The sequence below is a fragment of the Bartonella sp. AA56HLJMS genome, from assembly GCF_042197145.1.
GTDB lineage: Bacteria > Pseudomonadota > Alphaproteobacteria > Rhizobiales > Rhizobiaceae > Bartonella.
In genome coordinates, this window is sequence record NZ_JBHIRL010000062.1 from 1 (window position 1) to 2,758 (window position 2,758).

4 protein-coding genes and 1 pseudogene are annotated in these 2,758 nt (G+C 37.3%); 4 read left to right on the forward strand and 1 reads right to left on the reverse strand.

Annotated elements, in window-relative coordinates:
- Nucleotides 1-644: 644 nt before the first annotated feature.
- Nucleotides 645-1,097, forward strand: a pseudogene (locus tag ACFINI_RS09705) (Rha family transcriptional regulator); the annotation flags it as partial.
- A 15-nt stretch (nucleotides 1,098-1,112) separates the two neighbouring features.
- On the opposite strand, the gene ACFINI_RS09710 reads toward ACFINI_RS09705, so the two are convergent.
- Nucleotides 1,113-1,337: an Arc family DNA-binding protein gene (locus ACFINI_RS09710; protein WP_375612370.1), complete on the reverse strand. Its 225-nt coding sequence runs from the start codon at nucleotides 1,335-1,337 to the stop codon at nucleotides 1,113-1,115.
- Between the two features lie 75 nt (nucleotides 1,338-1,412).
- Here ACFINI_RS09710 and ACFINI_RS09715 point away from each other — a divergent pair, with 75 nt between their 5' ends.
- Genes ACFINI_RS09715 through ACFINI_RS09725 form a run of 3 tightly spaced genes read left to right on the forward strand, consistent with a single transcriptional unit; the run spans nucleotide 1,413 to nucleotide 2,645 of the window.
- Entirely contained in the window at nucleotides 1,413-1,616 is a 204-nt protein-coding gene (locus ACFINI_RS09715) for an Arc family DNA-binding protein (RefSeq protein WP_004859798.1), read from the forward strand.
- The gene (locus tag ACFINI_RS09720; RefSeq protein ID WP_375648023.1) at nucleotides 1,609-2,370 is read left to right on the forward strand and encodes a phage antirepressor KilAC domain-containing protein; all 762 of its coding nucleotides are present in this window, start codon (nucleotides 1,609-1,611) and stop codon (nucleotides 2,368-2,370) included. Before ACFINI_RS09715 ends, ACFINI_RS09720 begins: the two co-directional genes overlap by 8 nt.
- Entirely contained in the window at nucleotides 2,367-2,645 is a 279-nt protein-coding gene (locus tag ACFINI_RS09725; RefSeq protein WP_375612368.1) for a hypothetical protein, read from the forward strand. Before ACFINI_RS09720 ends, ACFINI_RS09725 begins: the two co-directional genes overlap by 4 nt.
- Nucleotides 2,646-2,758: the final 113 nt, after the last annotated feature.

The window sequence follows — 2,758 nt, forward strand, 5'->3', positions numbered from 1 at the left end:
AACCAAAAACATACAGAGACAACTTTCTCGTCAAGAATACGCTGCTAATAAAAAAGGCTAGATCATGTTCTCAAGCTTTATCTATATATTCCATATCCTTATGAGTTTAGGCATTACATATTCTTATTGCAATTTTAAAAACAGATTATCACTTATGCTTTGTTTTTTTCATAAAAAAATCAATAAAATCAATTCAAAAGGTACTTCCCAGCGGGTTGGCTTCGTTGCGGGGCAGGCGAGCGCGAACTATCGCTAGCGACAGAATTTTCAAATTGACTGTACATTGTACACTTAACTCATTGATAAATAATGATTTCAGTGTGTGTACTGTACAGTACGCGATTATTTTTAGATAAAAATTATTTTTATTCTTGACATTGTTGCGTTTATATATATCTTCGAATCAGGTGCCTGAAAACACCTTAAAACATCTAGCGGATTGATTGCCGAAATAATCGATCTTCTGTGCATTGCAAAGGCTTTGACTCATTATATGCGACAAGTGTATAATGACCTCATCGGGTGTAGTTACGCTATACAATACCCTTATGGGGAAAGCGTAACGACGGACTAGATGCCGTGTTTTCAGCACCCGATACCTTTTAAAGGTATCAATGAAAACCTCTAACATCTAGGAGTTCATAATGAACACTCTTATAAAAATTACAGAAAGTGTTGCTAATAGTGCTACCACTCAGACTATGTCGAGTCGTGAAATTGCGGGGGTATGTAGTAAGAAGCATAAAAATGTTATGCGAGACATTAAACAAATATTTAGCGAGCTCAAATTTGAACCGGCTAAGTTTTTAAGCAGTTATATTGATGAACAAGGAAAAACACGCCCTTGTTATAATTTACCCAAACGTGAATGTTTAATTCTTGTTTCTGGTTACAGCACTGCTTTACGAGCCAAAATCATTGACCGCTGGCAAGAATTAGAAAAACAGGTAGCCACACCACAAGTTGACTACTCTAAACCGGAGGCATTACTTGGTGTTTTGAATCACTTACAAAGTCAAATAGAGCAGAAAGATCATGTTATTGCAGAATTAGCACCAAAAGCAGAAGCGCTTGAAGGCTTAAAGCGTTCTGAGGGGGCTATGTGTGGCATCTTATTGTTTTTTATTCACGAGTAGTTGTTCAAGGAGCTTTTTGAGATCTTCTGAATTCATTGCCAGTAGGTGATTTAATGTAACGGTAGTGCGGACAGAATCTTCTAAACGAGCAAGAATTTCACCCGTAAGGCTACGATGATTTGCCTCAGCAAGCTCTTCCAATTGATTTTTCAGTTCAATTGGAATGAGAAATTTAAATTGCACACGATCTTTTTTTGTCATGCACCTAAAATATACCTAAAATACACTTGACACAAGGTACCTTTATGGTACTAAATATGTGCATATGGAGGTAAAATGAAAACGATCCAATATAAAATAAATATGCCACATACATTAAAGGAGTGGTTGTTTAATCGGGCGACTGAGAATGATCGCTCTCTTTCATCTGAAATAATTAACATTCTCAAAAAAGAAAAAGCGCTAGAGCATAAGTCCGCAAAAACTCTCTCTAACGCTTTACATCTAACTAACCTGAAAGAGGTCAATTACAATGAATAATAGCACATACTTACCTATCAATAAAGACAAATTAATCAAATTACGAGAAGTCGAAAACGAGCCTCGTGTTCGCGATGTGGATTTAGCAGAAAAATTAGGGTTTGTTCGTACACGTGACGTTAGAAAATTAATTACAAGAAATATGCAAGAAATAGAACGGTTTGGGAGGTGCGCCACTGTGGCGCACGTAATAAAGGGCAATAACGTAACAGAATATTGGCTTAACGAAGAGCAGGCGTTATTGATTGCGACATTATCGAATACAGAAAAATCTTCTCAAGTCCGTTATATGCTTATTAAATTATTTGTTGCATGGCGTAGGGGCGAGATAAAGCAATCCTATGTTCAATCGATTGACTACTCCAGTCCAGCAGTAATGCTTGGTGTCTTAACGCATTTAAAAGATGAAAACGAGCGGAAAGACAATATCATTGCTAAATTAGCTCCAAAAGCAGAGGCTTTGGAAGGTTTAAAACGCTCTGATGGTTTATTCGGTCTTAGTGAAGCAGCAAAGATGTTGGAAGTACGACCAAAGGATTTAACTGATTACTTACGTAAACATGATTGGGTGTATCGGCGTGCTCCAGGGGCGCCACTGTTACCTTATCAGGACAAGATCAAGAAAGGATTTATGGATTGTCCTGCTATTACCATTCAAAGACCTGATGGTACAGAAAAAGTGCTCCCTTCAACAAAAATTACATCCAGAGGATTGGCATGTTTGAGAGAACAAATCCATGGAGGTGTACAATGAACACCAGTGTCGACTTCTTATGCGATTTGTGGATAGCGTTGTTTCAATTTTCTAATAATGAAAATATTAACGACAAAGAATGTACTGCTTTGGTTGACATCATGAGTCTGGTAGAAAAGGTTTTGATTTTAAAACTTCAAGATGAAGTACCAAATATACTTAAAATCTTGACAGTTCTAACAGATTTTGGAGATTCAGAACTACCGCATAGCATGGATTCTTTGTTGCGAGCCTATGTTCCTACTTTGGAGAACCCGATTGCAAAAGTAGCTTAGACCTACAACATAATTTTATCTCCTCGTCTTTTAGGCGGGAAGGTGGTTAAGAAGGCAATAAAATTAAGGTGCACTATACCAAGTTGATCGTCCACCACCATGACGTATCAAAA